This is a genomic window from Microbacterium sp. NPDC057741 (assembly GCF_042798735.1).
In the GTDB taxonomy this organism is placed as follows: Bacteria; Actinomycetota; Actinomycetes; order Actinomycetales; family Microbacteriaceae; genus Microbacterium.
The window spans coordinates 259,118-278,978 of record NZ_JBHVJW010000005.1 but is presented as its reverse complement, the minus strand read 5'-3'; the positions used below and the strand labels follow the sequence as shown (position 1 = coordinate 278,978).

12 protein-coding genes are annotated in these 19,861 nt (G+C 69.7%); 5 read left to right on the top strand and 7 right to left on the bottom strand.

What is annotated here, in order from left to right; all coding sequences use genetic code 11:
* Positions 1-10: 10 nt before the first annotated feature.
* Together ACFVDO_RS16635 and ACFVDO_RS16630 are read right to left on the bottom strand one after the other, a co-directional pair.
* Positions 11-1,366 (bottom strand): anaerobic C4-dicarboxylate transporter family protein, encoded by a 1,356-nt coding sequence (locus tag ACFVDO_RS16635; protein WP_378856760.1) that lies wholly within the window; start codon positions 1,364-1,366, stop codon positions 11-13.
* Positions 1,363-2,103, bottom strand: a complete 741-nt coding sequence (locus ACFVDO_RS16630) for a Type 1 glutamine amidotransferase-like domain-containing protein (RefSeq protein WP_378856758.1) — start codon at positions 2,101-2,103, stop codon at positions 1,363-1,365. Before ACFVDO_RS16630 ends, ACFVDO_RS16635 begins: the two co-directional genes overlap by 4 nt.
* A 141-nt stretch (positions 2,104-2,244) precedes the next feature.
* Here ACFVDO_RS16630 and ACFVDO_RS16625 point away from each other — a divergent pair, with 141 nt between their 5' ends.
* On the top strand, positions 2,245-3,564 hold the full coding sequence (locus tag ACFVDO_RS16625; RefSeq protein WP_378856756.1) for a D-alanyl-D-alanine carboxypeptidase family protein: 1,320 nt from the start codon (positions 2,245-2,247) through the stop codon (positions 3,562-3,564).
* A 9-nt stretch (positions 3,565-3,573) separates the two neighbouring features.
* Here ACFVDO_RS16625 and cls read toward each other — a convergent pair whose 3' ends face one another.
* Complete coding sequence (gene cls / locus ACFVDO_RS16620) at positions 3,574-5,034, bottom strand: cardiolipin synthase (RefSeq protein ID WP_378856754.1); 1,461 nt, start codon at positions 5,032-5,034, stop codon at positions 3,574-3,576.
* Positions 5,035-5,238: 204 nt separating this feature from the next.
* On the bottom strand, positions 5,239-8,097 hold the full coding sequence (locus ACFVDO_RS16615) for an ATP-binding protein (RefSeq protein ID WP_378856752.1): 2,859 nt from the start codon (positions 8,095-8,097) through the stop codon (positions 5,239-5,241).
* Between the two features lie 407 nt (positions 8,098-8,504).
* On the opposite strand from ACFVDO_RS16615, the gene ACFVDO_RS16610 reads away from it, so the two are divergent.
* The 4 genes from ACFVDO_RS16610 to ACFVDO_RS16595 all read left to right on the top strand — a co-directional run bounded on the left by ACFVDO_RS16610 (position 8,505) and on the right by ACFVDO_RS16595 (position 14,994).
* The gene (locus ACFVDO_RS16610; protein WP_378856750.1) at positions 8,505-9,872 is read left to right on the top strand and encodes a 3' terminal RNA ribose 2'-O-methyltransferase Hen1; all 1,368 of its coding nucleotides are present in this window, start codon (positions 8,505-8,507) and stop codon (positions 9,870-9,872) included.
* Complete coding sequence (locus ACFVDO_RS16605; RefSeq protein WP_378856748.1) at positions 9,869-12,382, top strand: polynucleotide kinase-phosphatase; 2,514 nt, start codon at positions 9,869-9,871, stop codon at positions 12,380-12,382. The genes ACFVDO_RS16610 and ACFVDO_RS16605 overlap by 4 nt, the downstream gene beginning before the upstream one ends.
* Positions 12,383-12,583: 201 nt before the next feature.
* Positions 12,584-13,675, top strand: a complete 1,092-nt coding sequence (locus tag ACFVDO_RS16600) for a 3-deoxy-7-phosphoheptulonate synthase (RefSeq protein ID WP_378856746.1) — start codon at positions 12,584-12,586, stop codon at positions 13,673-13,675.
* A gap of 74 nt (positions 13,676-13,749) precedes the next feature.
* Entirely contained in the window at positions 13,750-14,994 is a 1,245-nt protein-coding gene (locus ACFVDO_RS16595) for a DUF222 domain-containing protein (protein WP_378856744.1), read from the top strand.
* Positions 14,995-14,997: 3 nt separating this feature from the next.
* Here ACFVDO_RS16595 and ACFVDO_RS16590 read toward each other — a convergent pair whose 3' ends face one another.
* From ACFVDO_RS16590 to ACFVDO_RS16580, 3 genes are read right to left on the bottom strand one after another with little or no spacing between them, the layout of a single operon-like run.
* Positions 14,998-15,531 (bottom strand): AAA family ATPase, encoded by a 534-nt coding sequence (locus ACFVDO_RS16590; protein ID WP_378856742.1) that lies wholly within the window; start codon positions 15,529-15,531, stop codon positions 14,998-15,000.
* A gap of 3 nt (positions 15,532-15,534) precedes the next feature.
* Entirely contained in the window at positions 15,535-17,604 is a 2,070-nt protein-coding gene (locus ACFVDO_RS16585) for a bifunctional lysylphosphatidylglycerol flippase/synthetase MprF (protein WP_378856740.1), read from the bottom strand.
* Positions 17,601-19,811: a LuxR C-terminal-related transcriptional regulator gene (locus ACFVDO_RS16580; protein ID WP_378856738.1), complete on the bottom strand. Its 2,211-nt coding sequence runs from the start codon at positions 19,809-19,811 to the stop codon at positions 17,601-17,603. Before ACFVDO_RS16580 ends, ACFVDO_RS16585 begins: the two co-directional genes overlap by 4 nt.
* Positions 19,812-19,861 lie beyond the last annotated feature (50 nt).

The following is a 19,861-nucleotide window of genomic DNA, read 5'->3' as shown; positions in this document are numbered from 1 at the left end:
GCCGTGGGCGTCAGCCGAGGACGAAGGACAGCGCCACGCCGACGACGATCGCCGTGCCGACGTACACCAGGTTCGGCAGCTGGAACGAGTGGTCGAACACGTACTTGCCGAGCTTCGTCGTTCCGGTCTGGTCGAAGGCCGCGGTTGCGACCTGGCTGCCGTTGGCCGGCAGGGTGTACATGCCCATCGCCGACGGCCACAGCCCGACCAGCAGCGGCGCGGGCAGCCCGATCGTGATGCCGATCGGCACGATCGCGTTCGTGGCGCTGGATTGGCTCGTGGTCAGCATCGCGACCACGAACAGGGCCAGCGCGAACAGCAGCGCGCCGAGGAACGCGGACGACCCGGAGACCACGGAACCGAGCCCGTCGACGATCATCTGCTGGTTCGAGGCGACGAACGTGTTCGCCAGCCATGCGATGCCGAACAGCGCGATCGCGCCCACCATGCCCGCCGGGAACGTCGGCTGCTTGGGGACGTCGGACGCCTTCACCTTGCAGAGCAGGAAGATCAGTGCGGCGATCACGCCCATGATCACCTCGATGATGACGGTGACGCTGAGTCGCACCGGGTCGCCGTCGTCGTCGGTGCCGATGATCGGACGAATGCTCTCGAACAGGCCGAACAGCACGATGACGCCGACGCCGATGAGGAACAGCGTCGCCGACAGCACGGCGGCGCGCGGAAGCTTCTTATCATGCGCATCCGTCGCCGGTGGCTTGATCTGCCCGTCGGCCAGCCGCTGCTGGTAGACGGGGTCGTCATCGAGCTCCTTGCCGTGCTTGAGCATGACCAGCGCGGCGAGGAACAGTCCCGCGATCGACGCCGGCCACATGATCAGCAGCAGCCCGCCCAGATCGACGCCCTGCGGCGCGAGCAGCACCACCATCGAGGCGGTCGCCGCCGAGACGGGCGAGCAGAGGATGCCGACCTGCGACGCCACGGCGGACACCGACAGCGCACGCTCGGGCCGGATCTTCTGCTGATAGGAGACGTCGTAGATGACCGGAAGAAGCGGGTAGAAGATGTTGCCGGTGCCGGCCCCCACGGTGAACAGGAACGACATCGCCGGGGCGAGGAACACCACGGATCTCGGGCGCTTGCGGATCACTCTCGCGGCCACCGAGACCATCCAGTCGATGCCCCCGGCCGCTTGCATGGTGGAGGCCGCGGTGATCACCGTGATGACGATGAAGACGGCATCCACCGGGGCGCTGCCCGGTGCCTCCCCGAACAGGAATACCAGCACGGCCACGCCGACCAGGCCCCAGACGCCGAGCCCGATCCCGCTGGTGCGGGTGCCCATGTAGATGGCGCCGATGACGACCAGGAGCTCGGCGATCAGGATCCAGATGCTGTCGTTCATGAGGACGGGCCTTTCACGCTCGGGCCGTTGCCGGCGAGAACCTTCGACGGCAGCGCGGTCTCGACGATCCGCCCGTCGAGCGCCTCGACGCGCAGCGCGAGCGGGTCCTCGACCGGGCTGATCGCCGTGACGAACTCGGCGCCGTCGAAGTGCAAGGACTGCAGGTTGCCGACGGCGTACCCCGTGGCGAGTTCGCCGCTGCGCAGCGCCTCATGGAACAGCGGCTGTCGCTGATCCTCCGCGTCGTAGTGCGGGCAGAAACTGCCGTGCAGGAATCCCAGCCCCTCCGGCAGCACCTGCAGGGTGGGACCGTAGCTGTCGGTGGTGCCGCCCTCGAACCAGCAGATCCCGCCGGCGCTGCCGCCGGTGAACACGGTGTTCGATGCGGGGTCCTCCCACATCTCGCGCATGATCTCGTCCAGACCCTGTCGGCGCCAGACATCGAGCATGTTCGCTGTGTTGCCACCCCCGACGTGGATCACATCGAACCCCTTGACGAAACCGGCCAGGTCGTCGATCGCCCGGTGGAACAGCGGAAGGTGGTGAGGTGCGCACCGGTCCGCGTGGTAGGTCGTGTAGAAGCTGAGGATGTAGGCGGGGTCATCGCCGGTCGCGGTCCCCACGAACAGCACGCGTGGCCGTTCCTTGCCTGTGAGTCTCAGAATGTACTCGTGCGTCGGGTCGTTCCGCCGCTCCATCATGACCTTGCCGGCCCCTGTCGCCACCACGTGCGCCATCGCATCCTCCGATTCCGTCCCCTGCGCATAAGCTAGCGGTCTTCACCGGTCGAGGGCGAGAGGCGATTGCGGGATCGCCCGGGTGAGGCATGATGAGATCACATCTCACGCCCGGGGGCGACCATCAAGACACACGACGACGTGACAGACGACCTCTCCGATCTCGCCGGCCTCTTCCAGGGGCCGCAGAGCCCGGCCGAGGCCGCCCGTGCCGCCCGTGGCAGGGGCGGGCGGGTCGCCATACTGGTCACGGCGATCGTGCTCGTCCTGGCGCTCGCCGCAGCCGGCGGCTATGTCTGGTGGGCGCTGAACGCATCGCTGCCCGAGCCCGTCACCTCCTCGCACACGCCCGAGCCGCCGACATCCGCGGCCGCGACTCTCGCGCTGCCGGAGAGCACCTCCGCGATCTCGATCTCCGGCGCCGAGGAGTACCTCGGCAAGACGCCGGGCATCTGGGCGAAGACCGGCACCGACGACGCCCGTCCGATGGCGAGCATCAGCAAGCTCATCACCGCGCTCGTCGTACTCGAACGCAGACCCCTCGCGAATGCCCAGGACCCGGGCCCCACGATCCGGTTCAGCAAGGCGGACCACGACCTGTACGACCAGTACTACGTGCAGGGTGCGACCATCGCGGCGATGCCCACCGGCAGCGCCATGTCGGAGCGCGACGCGATCGCCATGATGCTCATCCCGTCGGCCAGCAACTACGCCGACGCCGTCGCCACCTGGGCGTTCGGCTCACGCGGAGCGTTCCTCAGCGCGGCGCGGAAATGGCTCGCGGGGCACGGCCTGAAGAGCACGCGGATCGTGGAGCCGACCGGCATCAGCCCGCAGAACACCAGCACTCCGACGGATCTCATCGCGCTGGGCCGGCTTGCGGCGGCGAATCCGACGGTCGCCGCGCTCGCCGGCAAGGCCTCGATAGAGGTGCCGTCGCTCGGCCGCTTCTCGAACACCAACGGCCTGCTGGGCGTCGAGGGCGTCACCGGTCTGAAGACCGGCAACCTCGGGGCCGGCGCGCAGAATCTGCTCTACACCGCATCGCTGGATGTCGGCATCTCCAAGCCGATCTCGGTGGTCGGGGTGGTCATGGGCGGCGCGACCAACGGCGCGGTCGCCGACAATGTGAAGGCCCTGCTCGCGAGCATCCGCGAGGGCTTCCACCGGATCGATGTTGCCGAGGCGGGTCAGCCGGTCGGGCACATCGAGACGCCGTGGGGCGACGAGGCGCAGCTCGTGATCCCGACCGGCACCTCGATCCTCACCTGGTCGGACACGCCGATCGAGGTGAGCATGAAGTTGAGCGCCCCGAAGACCTACATCGACGGCGAGGTCGTCGGCAGCATCACCTGGAAGGCCGGCCCGAACACGACCTCCGCCGACATCCGGCTGAAGGGCACGATCGGCCAGCCCGACGAGTGGTGGCGACTCACCCACCCCGATCTGCTCGGCAAGTGAGCCGGTCGCTCAGTTCAGCGCCGACGTCAGGCGGAAGACACCGTCGAGGAAAGTCGACTTCGCGGGCTCGCGCAGCCACTCCTCGAGGGTGAGCTCGCGACCGGCATCCCGGTACTTCTGCTCGACCTCGCGCATCTGTGCGACGAACGACTCACCGCGAACCAGCAGCGACATCTCGGAGTTCAGGCTGAACGAGCGGATGTCCATGTTGCTCGACCCGATCACGGCGATGTCGTCGTCGATCGAGAAGTGCTTCGCGTGCAGGATGTACGGCGCCGGGTACAGGAAGATCCGCACTCCCGCGCGGAGCAGAGTCTCGTAGTACGAGCGCTGTGCGTGGTAGACCATGCCCTGGTCGCCCAGTTCCGACACGAACAGCTGCACGTCGAGGCCGCGCTGGCAGGCGGTGGTGATCGCGTAGATCATCGCCTCGTCCGGCACGAAGTAAGGGCTGGTCAGGATGACCTTCTCGGTCGCCCCGTGGATCAGTGAGAGGAACATCCGCAGGTTGTTCTCGGTGCCGTAGGCGGGGCCGCTGGGCACCATCTGGCAGTGCAGCCCGGCATCCGCCGGCTGGGGAACAGCGGATACCGGCACCCGCTCGACCGAAGAGAGGTCTTCGCCGGTCTCGATCAGCCAGTCGCTGAGGAACACGGCATCGACCTGAGCGACGACGGGGCCCTCGACCCGCGAGACGAGCTCCTGCCACATCAGGCCGCGCTTGATGTTCTTCTCGGCGTTGTAGTCGCGCGAGATCAGGTTCTGCGAGCCGACGAAACCGACTGCGCCGTCGACGACGACGAGCTTGCGGTGATTGCGCAGGTCGGGGCGCTGGTACTCGCCCTTGAACGGGCGGAACGGCAGCATCCACGACCACTTCACGCCGATGCGGTCCAGCTCGGCGAAGGTCTCCTCCGACTTCGGGATCTTGCGCGACGCGATGTAGTCCGCGAGCAGGCGCACGGAGACGCCGCGCTGCACGGCCCGCTCCATCGCCGCGAAGAAGCCGCGGGTGGTGTCGTCCCAAGCGGCGATGTAGAACTCGACGTGCACGTACGTCGTGGCGGTGTCGATCGCGGCGGCCATGGCGTCGATCGAGCCCTGGTAGTCGTCGATCAGTTCCGCGGAGGATTCCCCGACGACAGGCAGCCCGGTCAAAGCGTGGTTCTGGATCGCGACCCGCTGCAGCCACCGCGGGGCATCGACGTCGACGTGGTCACCGGCCCCGTCCTTGATCATCGCGGTGATGCGCGCCTGCTCGTCCTGCCGCTTCTTCGGCAGCCGGAAGTTGCCGATCAGCAGGTACAGCCCCATGCCGACGAACGGCACCAGGAAGATCAGCAGCAGCCAGGCCATCGCCGCCGTGGGCTTGCGCCCGCGCGGGATGTAGATGAGGGCGAGCACGTTGATCGCGAGAGCCGCGAGCGCGACGATCGTCCAGATCAGGTTGGCGGAGAACAGTGCGGACATGCGATTCCTTCGGGCGGGGTCGCTTCAGTGTGCCACGTCCCCGTCCGCGCCTCGAAGTTCCGTGATCTCACGGATCCGCCTCGGATGCGGCGATGCGACTCTGGCAGGGTGCGCATAGAGATCCAGGTGGACGGGACCGACCCGCCCGAGGGCTGGGTCGAGGGTCCTGGTGCGCGCCGGCCGTTCCGCGGGTGGATCGACCTGCTAGCGGTGCTCTCCGACATCGTCGAGCCGCCGGGCGACGAAGACGGCGACCTCGGTGCGGGTCCGGAGTCCGAGCTTGGTGAGGATGTTTGACACGTGCGTCTCGACGGTGCGACGGGAGACGTTCAGTCGGCGTGCGATCTCCGGATTGGTCGCGCCGGTCGCCACCTGAGCCGCCACCCGCTCCTCCGTGCGGGTCAGCGCCTCCCACCCGAACGCCGGGCGCGTGCGCGGTTGCGAGATCACCGGGATGTCGAGGTGCCGGAACGCCGCCTTCGCTCTGGCGACCTCGTGGTCGGCGCCGACATCGGCGTAGCCGCGCAGCGCAGCCTCCGCGAGCCGGCGCCGGTCGTTCGACCGCGCCGGAAGCCACCGGGCCGCCACCTCGGCGAACCGGGCGCGATCGAGCCTGCGCGGAGTGGTCGCCATCATCCGCTCCGCCTCGAGGATCGCGTCCGAGCCCTCCAGCACTCCCTGCACGATCAGCGCCGTGGCGCGCAGGTGGGTCACGGCCGGGTTGCGATCGGCGAGTCCGGCGAGCAGGTCGGATGCCTCGTGCGCGTGTTCGATCGCGGTCCGGCTCGCTGACGGATGCAGGGCGGCGTACTGTCGGGCGAGCAGCACGAGATCAAGGCCGAGATCCGCGCACTCCATGAGCATGTCCGCCTCGAGGGAGTCCTGCCACCCCGCCCAGAGCACGTCCAGCGCTGCGGCGTGGTCCTCGCGGGCGCGGTCGCGCTGGCTGAGCCCGCGCCAGATCCACGACCGGCCGCGGCCGGCCCACATGCTCCGATCCGGCACCGGATCGAGCAGGTCGGAGTACTCGATCGCCGCCACCGGTCCGCGCTGCCGAGCCACTGTGCAGGCCCGCAGCCCCAGCACAGGGCCGATCATGCGCACGTCCATGGAGCCGATCAGAGAACCGTGCGCGTCGAGTTCCGCGGTGATGTCGGACAGGATGGCCGTGCTGCTGATGGCCTGGGCTCCGAAGGCGTGCGCGGCGACCACACCGGTTCGGTATCCGAACTCCTCCGACACCTGCAGGCCCCGTTGCAACAGGGGGACGACCTCGGCTGCGCGGCCGGCGTCGGCGAGAGCCAGCGCGAGGAGCGTGTGCGGGAACGCCTCGACCGCAGCGAGCGAAAGATGTCGGTCGGCGATCCCGACCGCCGTCGTGAGCGACGCGATCGAGGTCTCGAGGTCACCCTGGAAGTCGGCGATCTGGCCGTGCAGGGCGAGGGCGGTCACCTGCGCGGCAGGGTTGCCGACCTCTGCCGCGACTGCGGCGCCCTCGGCCGCCAGTCGCTTCGCACCGTCCAGGTCTCCGAGCATCAGCCGAGGCCACCCGGCGAATGCCAGGTGCGCGGCCCGGTCGGCCGGCTCGAGCAGCTCCGAGACGCCCCACTGCTCCGACTGCTCCTGTGATTCGGACTGCCGATGCTGCTGCATCAGCGCGTGCGTGTAAGTCAGGGTCAGCGCGGGCAGGACATCTGCGGGCACCTCGCCGCGCAGTGCCTGATCGGCCAGAGCGCTCGCATCGGCGGCACGACCCGAGCTCAGCGCGGCACGGGCCAGGCCGGCCGTCGCCCGCACATACCGCTCGTCGCCGTGATCGACGCTGTTCGCGACCCGCTCCCACAGTTCGATCGCGGTGGCGGGTGCGGCCACAGCCGTGCGCTGCGCGAGCCGCAGCGTCCAGTCGACATCCTCCGGCGAGACGGGAGCCCGCAGCAGGTGCCCGGCGACGGTGGCGGGAGCGAACCCCGCGGCGTCCATCCGCAGGGCGACCTCGCGTTGCAGCTCGGCGCGCACCGCGGCCGGGAGGTCCAGCAGCAGCACCTCTTGGATCAGCTCGTGGCGGAACCCGAGCGTGTCATCGGCGACCTCCTCCAGAAAGCCGGCGGCGAACGTCTCACGCAGCATCGGCAGGAGGGTGCTCATCGGCTTGCCGATGACGACGCGGAGTTGCGTGACGGTGAACCGGGTGCCGAGCAGCGCCGCCGTCGTGAGCATCTCTCTGGTGGCCGTGCCGAGATGGCTCAGATGCCGCATCATCACCATCGCCAGCGAGGGCGAGGGCGAGGGGCCGACCGGCGCGGCCAGCACGGCCCCACCGTCGGCCCGCATGGTGACCGCGTCGTCGCGCAGCAGCGACCGGATCATCTCGGTGAGGAAGAGCGGATTCCCTCCGGCCGCTTCGACGTAGTGCGCGAGGGTGCCGTCGACGCGACCGCCGGTGAGGCGCTCGGCGAGCACGATGCAGATCTCGCCCGGCAGCGGCGGAACGACGACCTGCTGCAGCAGATCGCGCTCCTCATACGCACTGAGCAGATGATCGAGCGCGGCGGCCATCTCGTGACTTGCCTGAGTGCGGAGTGACGCGATGATCAGCAGCGGGAGCTGCTCCAGCGTGCGGTCGAGACGTGCGAGCAGAGCGAGCGACGCGTCGTCGGCCCACTGCAGATCCTCGAGCACGAGCACGCTCGGCGTGGACACGAGACCGTCGATGAGCGCCAGCAGACGTTCGCCGACGGCGTGCGCGCTGCGGTCATCGACGATGTTCCGCTCGTCGGCGGTGAGCAGCGGCCCGAACGCCTCCAGCAGCAGGGCGTAGGGGCGGCGCCGATCCATCACATCCGCGGACGCGCGCATCACCGCCCTCGTGGTTCGCGAGCGCAGCAGGGCCTCCTCGATGAGCGTGCTCTTGCCGATACCGCCCTCGCCCAGGATGGCGATCATACGTCCGCCTGCGGACTCGGCGGCATCCAGCCCCGCAGCCAGGACGCGCAGTTCACTCGCCCTGCCGAAGAAGAGACGCGCGGGAGGGGCCGCAGCGACACGATCGGGTTCCGTGCGCACGCCGACGTCACCGCCTTTCAGGCAAACCCCGCCTGTCGTTCCCCTGATCGCTGATTCTAGTGACGCCCGGCTTCGCTCAGTAGAAGAATTCCGTGAGATCACGGAGGCGCACGGGCGACCCGGGGGAGACCCTTGGACATGGCGCTTCCGTCACCCGATTCAGGCGCCGTGTCGTGGCAGGGGGAGAAGCCACGGCGGCAATGCAACTGGTCGTCCTCGCCTGGCCTGGGGGTCGGCGGGGGAAGGAAGCCGCCCGTGTCTGCGGGAGGCTGACGCGGTGACGCCGGTCGGAGTACCTGGGGATGCCCCGGCCGGCGCACTCCGCGCCACGCCCGGGACGACATGGTCATCCGTTGCGGGCGGGGTCAGTAGACTCGGGCGACTGTGCAGACCCCGGGGAGGCGACGATGCTCGTCACGGTGACCTACGAGCCTGAGCGCGGCTCCGGCGTCGACGCGAGCGCGCTCGGATACCTGCTGCACAAGCATCCGGCGAAGCTGCAGACCTTCCGGGCGCCGGTCGGCGACATCCACGTCTTCTACTCCGAGGCGACGCCCGAGCGCTGCACGGTCGCAGTGCTGCTCGAGGTCGACCCGATCGATTTGGTGCGCAGCAGGCGCTTCCGCGGGGATGCCGGCTCGCTGGACCACTACGTCAACGACCGCCCCTACGTCGCCTCCAGCATGCTCGCCGTCGCCCTCGGCACCGTGTTCCGCACGGCGATGACCGGGCGCAGCGACAGCTACCCCGAGCTGGCTGCCGCGCCGCTCCCGCTGCGGATCGAGATCCCGGTCGTCTCCTCCCGCGGCACCGGCGACGACCTGATCAGACGCGTCTTCGCGCCTTGCGGGTGGGAGGTCGCAGAGCGGCGGATCCCGCTCGACGAGCAGCATCCGGACTGGGGCGACTCGCGCTACAGCTCGGTCGTGCTGACCGGGCAGGTGCGCCTGGCAGACGCGCTGCGGCAGCTCTACGTGCTGCTGCCCGTGCTCGACGACGCCAAGCACTACTGGGTCGGCGACGACGAGATCGCCAAGCTCGAGAGGGCCGGCGAGGGGTGGCTCGCCGAGCATCCGGAGCGCGAGCTGATCACCACGCGCTACCTCGTGCACCAGCGCTCGCTGCTCGCATCCGTCGAGAGGGACGAGCGCCCGCCGGGCGCGACACCGCTGCGCGTGCAGCGCGCCGACGCCGTGCTCGCGGCGCTGCAGGATACCGGTGCTCACCGGGTCATCGACATGGGCTGCGGCCCCGGCGCCCTGCTCACCCGCCTGCAGAGAGACCGCGCGTTCACGAAGATCGTCGGCGTGGACGTCTCGGACCGTGCGCTCGAGCAGGCCGCCCGCGCGCTGCATCTCGACGAGGCATCCGACGCCGAGCGCGAGCGCGTCGACCTGCTGCACGGTTCGGTCGTCTATCGAGACGAGCGACTGCGCGGCTTCGACGCGATGGTGCTGATGGAGGTCATCGAGCACGTCGAGCCCTCCCGCCTGGACGCTCTGGAGGACGCGGTGTTCGCCGGCGCGGCGCCGGCGTCCGTCGTCGTGACGACGCCGAACGTCGAGTACAACGTGCTCTATCCCGTGCTCGCAGCGGGGGCGTTCCGGCACGACGACCACCGTTTCGAGTGGACGCGGGCGCAGTTCCAGGCGTGGGCAGGTGCGGTCGCCACCCGGCACGGCTACGCGGTCGAGTTCCGCGATGTCGGCCCCGCGGATGCCGCACACGGTGCCCCCACCCAGCTCGCCCTGTTCCGGAAGGAGGCCGCCGCATGAGCGTCCTCACCGTCCCGCAGCTGTCGCTCGTCGTGCTCGTGGGCGCGTCGGGGTCGGGCAAGTCCACCTTCGCGCGCGAGCACTTCGGCCCCTACGAGACCCTGTCCAGCGACATGTTCCGCGGGCTCGTCGGCAACGACGAGTCCGATCAGTCCGTCACCGCTTCGGCGTTCGACGCGCTGCAGTACGTCGCGGCGAAGCGGCTGGATGCCGGCCTGCTGACGGTCGTCGACGCGACGAGCGTGCAGCCCGAGGCCCGCCGCAAGCTGGTCGAGCTCGCCCGTGCCCACGACGTGCTGCCCGTCGCGATCGTGTTCGACCTGCCGATGTCGGTCAGCATCGCGCGCAACGCGGAGCGCTACGACCGCCACATCCCCGACGGTGTGGTCAAGCGACAGAACGACCAGCTGCGCCGTGGCCTGCGCCACCTCGGCAAGGAGGGGTTCCGCACCGTGCACGTCCTTCGCTCCGAGGAGGACGTGGAGGCCGCATCCGTCGAGCGCACGCGGCTGCTCACCGACCGCAGCGACGACCACGGTCCCTTCGACGTCATCGGCGACGTGCACGGATGCCGCAGCGAGCTGGAGACCCTGCTCGGCCGGCTCGGCTACGAGATCGTCCGCGACGATCAGGGCGGCGCGATCGACGCGCGGCATCCCGAGGGGCGGCGGGTGGTCTTCCTCGGCGACCTCGTCGACCGCGGCCCTGATGTCGTCGGCGTGCTGCGCCTCGCGATGGGTATGGTCGCGGCCGGCCACGCCCTCGCTGTGCCGGGCAACCACGAGGCCAAGCTCGTGCGCGCGCTGCGCGGCGCGAAGGTCACGGTCTCGCACGGGCTGGCCGAGACGCTCGCCCAGCTCGCCGGAGAGACGGCGGAGTTCCGGGAGCAGGTGGCAGCCTTCTGCTACGAGCTCGTCTCGCACCTCGTGCTCGACGACGGCAAGCTGGTCGTCGCGCACGCCGGTCTGAAGGAGCAGTACCATGGACGCGCGTCCGGGCGGGTGCGCGCCTTCGCGCTGTACGGCGACACCACCGGCGAGACAGATGAATACGGCCTGCCGGTGCGGTACCCGTGGGCGCAGGAGTACCGTGGCGCGGCCGTGGTGCTCTACGGCCACACTCCGGTGCCGACGGTCGAGTGGGTGAACAACACCGCCTGCCTCGACACCGGATGCGTGTTCGGCGGCGCACTCTCGGCCATGCGCTACCCGGAGCGCGAGGTCGTGCAGGTGCCCGCCGAGCAGGTCTGGTACGAGCCGGTGCGCCCGCTGATCGCCGCCGAGCCGGAGCGCGATGCGGGCGTGCTCGACCTGGACGACATCCAGGGCAAGCTGATCATCGAGACCGGCCTGCACGGACGCGTCGGCATCAAGGAGGCGCAGTCCGCGGGCGGGCTCGAGACCATGAGCCGCTGGGCCGTCGACCCTCGTCGACTGGTCTACCTGCCGCCGACCATGTCGCCGCCGAACGCCTCCGAGCGTGAAGGCAGCCTCGAGCATCCCGATGAGGCATTCGAGTACTTCCGCAGGCAGGGCGTCACCGACCTGATCTGCGAGGAGAAGCACATGGGCTCTCGCGCGGTCGCCCTGATCACACGGGACCCGTCTCGCTTCGGCGCGCCCGAGGGGTGGCGGGGGATCGTGCACACCCGGACGGGACGCCCGTTCTTCGACGACGACACCTCCTTCGTGAGCGGTCTGGATGGAGCACTGGAGGGTGCCGGGGTCTGGGCCGACCTCAAGGCCGATTGGGTGCTCCTCGACGGTGAGATCCTGCCCTGGTCGCTGAAGGCCGGAGACCTGATCCGCGACCTGTACGCCTCAGTGGCGGCTGCCGGAACGACGGCGACGAATGCCGCCTCGGCTGCGCTCGCCGCGGCTGCGGCATCCGGAGTCGACGTCGCCGCACTCGAAGAGCGGGTATGGGGCCGGCGGGCGAACGCGGCGGGCTTCCGAGACGCGTATCGGCGCTACGTCGGCGCCGCCGACCAGGTGCGCTTCGCGCCGTTCCAGTTGCTCGCTGCCGGCGGCGAGACGTTCGAGACCCGCGACCACGGCTGGCACCTGTCCATCGCGGATCGCCTCGCGGCGGCCGCTCCCGAGCTGGTCACGAGTACGGGGCGACGGCGGGTCGACCTCGACGATGCTGAGTCCGTGGCTTCCGCCGTCTCGTGGTGGGAGGAGCTCACCGCTCGCGGTGGTGAGGGGATGGTGGTGAAGCCGTTCGCCAATCTCACCCGTACCGAGAAGGGACTCGTGCAGCCGGGCGTGAAGGTGCGCGGGCGGGAGTACCTGCGCATCATCTACGGTCCGGACTATCTCGAGCCGGCGAACCTGACGCGGCTGCGCGTGCGCGACACCGGCCACAAGCGCTCGCTCGCCGCGCGCGAGTACGCGCTCGGCATCGAGGCGCTGCACCGCTTCACCGCCGGGGAGCCGCTCTGGCGCGTGCATCAGGCGGTGTTCGGCGTGCTCGCGCTGGAGTCCGACCCGATCGATCCGCGCCTGTAGCCAGGGGTGATAGGTTTGCACGCATGAACACCCGTCGGTATGCGTATTTTGAGTCGGCTCTGGAGGAGCCGGCGCAGATCTAGCGCGCACCGACCTCTTCCAGAGCCGACAAAGGCAGAGCGAATGCTCTGCCTTTCGCCGTTTTCGGCGGGCTCTGCTCTCGGGGTCCGTCCGGAATTCACCCAGAACAGGACAGGACCCATGCCCACACTCGAAGCCACCTCCGATCTGCACACCTCCGATCTGCACGTCGCCGGTTTCACGAGGATCCCGACGCCCGCGGAGGTCGGAGCGGAGCATCCGGCGGGTGACGACGCATCCGCGCTCGTGGCGCGCACCCGCCAAGATGTGCGCGCGATCATGTCCGGCGAGGACGACCGCCTGCTGGTCGTGGTCGGGCCGTGCTCGATCCACGACCCGGATGCCGGGCTCGAGTACGCCTCCCGGCTGGTGCGCGAGTCCGAGCGCCTCGGCGACGATCTGCTGATCGTGATGCGCACCTACTTCGAGAAGCCGCGCACCACCGTGGGCTGGAAGGGACTGATCAACGACCCGCATCTCGACGGCAGCCACGACATCGCCGCCGGGCTGCGGCAGGCGCGCGGTTTCCTGCGTGATGTGGTGGCGCTCGGGATGCCGTGCGCCACGGAGTTCCTCGAGATGATCAGCCCCCAGTACATCGCCGACCTCGTCACCTGGGGCGCGATCGGGGCGCGCACCACCGAGAGCCAGTTGCACCGCCAGCTCGCCTCGGGCCTGTCGATGCCGATCGGGTTCAAGAACGGCACCGACGGCGGGCTGCAGGTGGCGCTGGACGCCGCTGTCGCGGCATCCGCTCCGCAGGCCTTCCTCGGGATCGACGCCGAAGGGCGGGCGAGCCTGGTGACGACGACCGGGAACCCCGACACGTCGGTGATCCTGCGCGGCGGTGCCGACGGCCCGAACTACGGCCAGGACCACGTCGAGCGGGCCGCGCAGCGGCTGGCGGCGGCGGGTGCGTGCGACCGGCTGATCATCGACGCCAGCCACGGCAACAGCGGCAAGGATCACCTGCGGCAGGCCGTCGTGGTGTCTGAACTGGCCGCCCAGATCGCCGAGGACGGACGGTCCATCGCGGGCGTGATGATGGAGAGCAACCTGGTGGCCGGCGCGCAGAAGCTGGACGTGGCGGCAGGTTCGGCAGGGCTCGTTCGCGGGCAGAGCGTGACGGATGCGTGCATGGGCTGGGACATCACGGTCGAGGCGCTGGAGCAGCTTGCGGCGGGGGTGTGCCGGCGGCGGGGCGGGCATTGATGTGCGCCGATAATTTCGAGAATTGACTTGCAAAGTGTCTGGAAAAGGCCGAAGATATGTTCTAAACTGGGTGCATGGCTCTCATCGAGGAACAGGCGCCCGTGGAGGTCTCCGCTGCGGAGATGCTCGGGTTCCTTCTCGACGATGTATCTGTGGCCGAGTTCGAGGTGAATCGGCAGGCCGCGTTGCGGATGGAGCGGATGCTGGAGGTCTGCGAGACCGCCCGCCGGTGCCCGGACGTGTACGCGATCGGCGCGGATCCGGACATGGCCGAGCGGGGCGTGATCGCCGACCTCGCCCTGCGACTGCGGGCGTCCGAGGAGCAGGTGCTCGCTGACGTGTCGAACGTGCGGACTGCGAAGAGTCTCCTGCCCACGCTGTGGTCTCGGGCGCGGACGGGGTTCGCGCCGATGCGACTGGTCGAATACACGATCGGCGAGGCGCAGTTGCTGCGTGCCCCGGACGGCTGCCCGGAAGAGACACGGACCGCAGCCGATGCTGCGATCGCAGAGCTGGATCGGCGTGCGGCGGAGTGGGTGCTGCGGTGTTCTCCGGTCGCGTTCCGCCGTCGCGTGCGTACGTTCGTGGTCTCGGTGCTGGGGGATGCGGCGTCACGCCGACACGCCCGGGCCATGGCCGACCGGAAGGTGCGGTCGACCCCGGCCGGGGACGGCATGTCATGGATGGCGGCGCTGGTGCCCACGCACCGGGCCGAAGCCGCCATGCGGCGTCTGAACTCCACGGCGAAACACCTGCAGAAGGCCGAGCGGGACGGCAGGTCACGGGATCAGGTCCGTGCGGACCTGTTCCTGGACTGGCTGTGCGGGGAAGGCACCAGCGCACCGGTGCAGACGAAGGTGTTCGTCACGATTCCGATCCAGTTGCTCGCCGGGCAGCCCGTCCCGGTCGAGCAGGCGCGCGTCGTCGGCGGCGATGTGATCGACCCGCTCACCGCGAAGCAGATCTTTCTCAACGCGAAGAGCTTCCACCGCGTCGTCACGGACCCGATCAAGGGGGTTGTCGTCGACATGGACCGGCGCTCCTACCGGCCCACCAGGGCGCAGAAGGACTGGCTGATCCTGAACCACGGCACCTGCTCCCGAGACGGATGCACCCGTCTGGCAGTGGATGCCGAATTCGACCACGACAAGCCCTGGGCCTCCGGCGGGACCACCGATCTGGACCAGTTGCGTCCGCTGTGCCCGACCGATCACAAACACCGGCACCGGCTGCGGTTCGCGTACCGCACCAGACCCGACAAGACGGTTCAGGTCACCACCCCGACCGGGTTCCAGACCGAACCACCACCACCCTTCTGAGGGTCAGCTGAGCTCGGCTTCGATCGAGGCGGTGGTCTGCTCTGGCGTCCCATTCCCGGTGATCCAGCGCGCGTCGGGGCGGGCCAGCTTCAGCGGGCTGAGTGATGCGACCAGAGTCGAGGCATCCGAAGGGTCGACGAGGCGGGCGTTGACCGTGTGTTCCGGGCGGCCCGGCGTCGCCGCACGGCCACGCAGCCGTTCCGCGAGCACATCCTCGTCCACGTCGAGGACGAATTCGTCGAACTCCGCCGAGCGGCGTTCGGCGGCCGTCTGCAGCGCTTCGATGAACTCTGTGCGGGCCAGGTACTGTCCGATGAACACGTCGTGCCCCGACCCGATCTGCTCATCGACGACCGCCAGAGCGAGCCGTCGGGCCTGCAGGCCCGATGCGATCGGGTCTTGTTCCCAGCGGCCGAGGGCGTGCTTCAACTGGTCGATGTCCAGAGCCAGCGCGAGGGGTCGCTCCTCCGCCATCCGCTGTGCGATCGTCGATTTCCCTGAGCCCGGGGCTCCGTTGATGAGGACGAGGCGGGGCACGGGTCAGTCCTCGTCCCTCTTCACGAGGTCCATCCCGGCCGCGGCGTACTGGCGCAGCGTCGCGCCGGGCAGGAACGCCTGAGTCAGGGCGACGCCGATGCGGGGCAGGTCGCCCGCCTCGCGGTACAGCAGATGCATGGTCTCGTACCGGGGGTGGAACTTCTCCTTGAACCGGTGCAGTGACTTGAACCCGTACACCGGCTCGAGCAGATCCGAGAGCCGGGTGCTGAGCGCGGCGATCGCACCGGCCTCCGGTGGGTAGTCGTGCGTCAGCGGTGCCCCGGACAGCGAGAGGATCTCAGCGCCCTCGTCGCGGAACGTCGCCGCCGACATCCCGATCAGGTACTCCATCACCGGCGGGAACCCGCCGGGGCGGCGCCGCATGAGGTCGAGAGTCCAGCCGCGTACGGCGCCGCCCCGGCCGTACACCGGCAGCCAGGACAGGAATCCGTCCACATCGCCGTTCTCGGCGGTGGCGATCGCGACGCGCACGTGCGGGTCCTCCGCCTCGGCGAGCGTGCCGAGGGTGAACCGCATCTCGGGCAGGTCCTTGTCGCCCACCCACAGCTCGGAGATCGCCTGCAGCTGTGCGCGCACGCCCCAGCGCTCGTCCACCAGCCTGGAGACGGTGAAGGTCACGCCCTCGCGCTGCGCACGGTTGGTCGCGGTTCGGATGGCGCCCCAGCGCTTGCCGGTGAACTCCAGCCCTGGCAGGTCGACGATGGTGTCATCCGCGACCACCAGGCTCTGCCAGCCCTCCGGCACGGCAGCGAGGGTCGCGTCGTCCGCACTGAAGAAGCAGGGTGTGGTGCCCGCGCGCTCCGCGCGCTCGATGAACTCTGTCACGGCTGTCGCGCGGTCGGACGGATTCCCGATCGGGTCGGCCAGGGCCAGCGCGACCCCGTTGTGCCGCTGATAGGCCACGATCCCGCCGGCCGTGCGCAGGTACTCGTTCGGCTCCCAGGTCGCCATCCACGACAGCGTCCCGCCGCCGTGCTGCTGCAGCTCTGCGATCACGTCGTCGCGGGTGGGTGCGGTGCCCCCGCCGAGCGGCGGCCGGCGCCGCCACCGGAACGCGCGACGGGTGATCACGAGCATGATCAGGAACAGCACCCAGAGGATGCTGGTGGCCACAGCCATCCGCGCGTTCAGGCCCAGGTCCTCGAGATCCCTTCCCGCGGACAGCATCAGCAGGAGAACGATCAGGGCGCCGAGCAGCACGTTCAGCGCGGCGTAGAGCAGCGACAGCAGCCACGCCCAGCGTCGTCCGCGGCGCAGTCCGTTGAGCACGAGCAGTGTGACCATCGCGTCGATCAGCACGCTCCACTGCAGCGTCTCGGAGGGAACGGTCTCGCCGAACGGCCCCGAGGTGGGCACGTAGTCGACGATCGTCGAGATCACGACCAGCACGATCAGCGCCCAGAACGCGAGCAACCGCTGTTCGCGCACCGTCGCGCGTCGCAGCGTCAGCGACCGGTCGACGCCGAGGACCAGAAGCACAGCGGCGGCGTGCTCGAGGTCCTCGACCGTTCCCCAGAACAGCAGCGCGACGAACACGAACGAGAGCAGTGCAAGCCAGGTGCGGTTGCGCCACGGCGCGGGGAGCAGCACCAGTGATGCGGCCAGGCACGCATACAGGCCTCCGCTCGGTCCGACATCCAGGGCCGCGGCCTGCGCCTGGGCCCATGGCCATGAGGACGCGAACGAGAGCAGCCAGAGCAGCAGCGCCGTGGAGAGGACTGCGAACAGCTGGCCGCCGGCGAAGTAGGCGAGAGCGACGCGCCATCCGCGCTTCCACTCCAGGAAGCCGACGGCTGCCGCGCCGAGCACGAGCAGCAGGTACCCGAACGGCTGGGCGGCGAGGAACGTGCCGGTCAGAGGCGTCCACCAGCGCCCGGCCTGGAGCGCCGGCAGGCCGTATGCCAGGTGGTCCCAGAGCGGACCGTCGCGGAACGGGCTCCACAGCGCGCCAGACGCGATTCCTGCTGCAAGCAGCGCGGCGAGGAACAGCAGCGTGACCGGCAGGCGCCGCAGGATGCTGCGCGCAGCGGTCGTCGTCGATTCCTCCGTCATGCCGGCTGCCCCGTCTCTGCGCGCTCGGCGAGGATGAGTCCGGCCCGGCGGGCCGTGGCCACGGCATCCGCTCTGCTGGTCACGTCGAGCTTGCGATGGATCGACTTTATGTGAGTGCGTGCGGTGTTCACCGAGATGAACAGCTCCGAGGCGATCTCCGCGGCGCTCAGCCCGGTGGGCAGCAGCGTCAGCACCTCCAGTTCCCGCCGGCTCAGCCCCTCCTGCATGCGAGACGGTGCCGGCAGAGTGCCTGTGCGTGCACGCAGTGCGGCGATCCGCTCGGGCAGCGCTCCGGCATCCTCGGCCCCGCCGATGACGTGCGCGGCCTGATTCAGGGTGACAGCTGCGCGTTCAGGGTGCCCGAGCGCGAGATCGGCGCGCGCCGTCTCGATGAGCAGGTGGGGCACGACGAGAACGGAGTCATCGTGCTGGGCGGCGACTTCGAGCGCCTGCTCGGCGGTCGCCCGTCCGGCGGCCGGGTCGCCGTTCTCGATCTGGAAGCGGGCCAGAGCCTGCTCCGCCGGCAGGTAGACGTGGTCCATGCCGATCGCGAAGGCTTTCCGCGCGGCGGCGCATCGCTTGATCGCGGTCGCCGCACCGGCGAGGTCGCCGAGCTCGAGCAGACACAGCGCACGGTACGCCGGTACGAACAGCTGCAGCGGGCGGGCGAGCGGCTGCATCTCCTCCACCGCGTCCAGCTCCCGGAGCGCCGCCGAGTTCTGCCCTGCGAGATACAGCATCGTCGCCAGCCGGGTGCGCACGATCGCCGCGAACGGCGATGCCGGGTCGTGGCCGGCGAGGAAGCGGCCAGCGGCGCGGCGCGCGTCGCCGACGTCGTCGTAACAGGCGGAGGCGCGGATGAAATCCTCTATCTCGTCCCAGTCGCGGAACGGGGCGACGGGGCGCGCACCGGATGAGAGGCGGCCGCGCGCGAGCGCACGGTCGCGCCGAGCCCGGTCGCCGCCGGTGGCGGTCGCCCAGGCTTCCCAGAACGCCAGGCGCGGGTCCTCGCCGAGCGCGGATGCCGGGATGCGGTCCAGCCAGCTCAGCCCGAGCTCCTGCCGCGGGACGAGGAAGGTGGCGTGCACATTGAAGAGCACGTCGGCGATCGCCTCGTAGTCCTCGGCGCCGAGCAAGTGGTGCACGGTGGAGGCGATGTCCTGCTGCTCCCCGAACCAGCCGGCGGCGCGCCGGTGCAGCGCCCTTCGACCCGCGGGGTCCGCTCGGCCGTACTCGGCCAGCAGCTGTTCACGCACGAGGTGATGCATGCGCCACCAGCGTCCGTCATCGTCCAGCGCTGCGATCAGACCCGAGCGGGACGCGACATCCATGGCGACGGTCCACGCCCGGTCATCCTGCAGCACGGCCGAGAGCACCTCGGCGGTGAACCGCTCGAAGACTGCGAGTTCCCGCAGCAGGTCTTCGTCGTCCGGGTCGCCGCCGGCGAGGCCCTCGCCGATCAGCGCTCCGATGCCGGTCGGATCATCGGGGCTCTGAGACACGACACGAGCCGGAGCCAGGCCGCGTGAGACCGCCGCCGCGACGAGCGCCACAGCGGCGGGCCAACCGCCGGTGATGTCCTGCACGAATGCCGGATCCGCTGCCTCCGGGCCTGCCGCGGCGTGCAGCAGTTCTGCTGTCTGGGCAGGCAGCAGGCGCAGCTGCTCCACCTGCAGGTCGACGACCTCGCTACGGGCGCGAAGACGCTGCAGCGCGGGCAGGTCGAGCGGGACACGGGTGATCAGGACGACGACCAGGTTCTCGGGCATCCGCCCGAGGAACCAGTCCAGGCTCGCGGTGGTGTCCTCACGGGCGACGAGGTGGACGTCATCGAGAACGAGAGTCCACGATGCGGGCGACGCGGCGATCGCATCGATCAGGGGCACGATGATCGAGCGGCGCACAGCGCCGGCGTCCGATGCGTCCACCGGGAACTCGTCGCACGCACCCGCGCGGGACGCAGCGGAGGCGATCGCTCCCCACAGCCCCGCGGGATCGTTGTCGTCTGCGTCGAGGCTGACCCAGATCCGGCCGTGGGCGGGCATGGTCCGGAGCCACTGGGACACGACCGTGGTCTTGCCATATCCGGCCGGGGCGCGGACCACGAGCGCTCGGGCGGAAGCGACGCGCAGCATCTCGAGCACGTCGTCGCGCACGATCGGATGCGGACCGGAGGCCGGTGGACGGAACTTGGTCGAGGGATACATGTGCGTCTCATTCTGACGGACGGAAATCACCTGGGTGAACACCTGAGTCC